Annotated in this window: 1 pseudogene; it reads left to right on the forward strand. The window is 39.7% G+C overall.

From position 1 onward, the window contains the following. Positions 1–31: 31 nt before the first annotated feature. Positions 32–817 (forward strand): annotated as a pseudogene (locus KHB02_RS29645) (IS3 family transposase); the annotation flags it as partial.

An 817-nucleotide genomic window follows, 5' to 3' on the forward strand; every position in this document is an offset into this window, starting at 1 on the left:
AAAATGAACGTCTCCGGGCAGAAAATGCATTCTTAAAAAAGTTAGAGGAACTCGAAAGGAGGCGTTTAAAGAAGCGTCCTTAAGCCACACCCGATTTACGGATAAATACGTAGCTATACAGGAACTTCATAAAGAAGAGAACTTTTCTATTGTACTATTATGTGAGATTGCGAGAATTTCACGTGCAGCCTACTATAAGTGGCGCGATCGCTCTCCCTCAGAAAACGAGAAGTTGAATGAAGAAATTTTGAAGGAGATAATCCACCTATATAACAAAGTGGATGGCATATATGGATATCGCCGAATTACAATGAACCTGAATCGTAGCTTACCAAAGGCAATTAACCATAAACGTGTGTATCGATTGATGGGAATTGCCGGACTTCAGGCGATTATTCGACGTAAGCGCAAAAATTATAAGCCTAGTACTCCACAACATGTGGCAGAGAATGTATTAAATAGAGATTTCAACGCAGAGAAGCCAAATGAAAAATGGCTGACTGATGTCACTGAAATGAAGTTTGGAGCATCACAGAAGGCTTATTTAAGTGCGATTTTAGATTTACATGATGGGTCTATAGTAAGCTTTGTATTAGGGACTTCAAATAATAATCCGTTAGTGTTTAAAACCCTTGATCTAGCATTGGAGGCTAACCCAGGTGCCTGCCCTCTTCTACACAGTGACAGGGGATTTCAATACACTTCGCCTGCATTTAAAAGAAAAATTGAAAAGGCAAAAATGGTGCAAAGTATGTCGAGAGTCGGAAGGTGTATTGATAACGGACCAATGGAGGCATTTTGGGGAACCTTAAAATGT

The sequence above is a fragment of the Neobacillus citreus genome (assembly GCF_018343545.2).
Taxonomy (GTDB): domain Bacteria; phylum Bacillota; class Bacilli; order Bacillales; family Cytobacillaceae; genus Neobacillus; species Neobacillus citreus.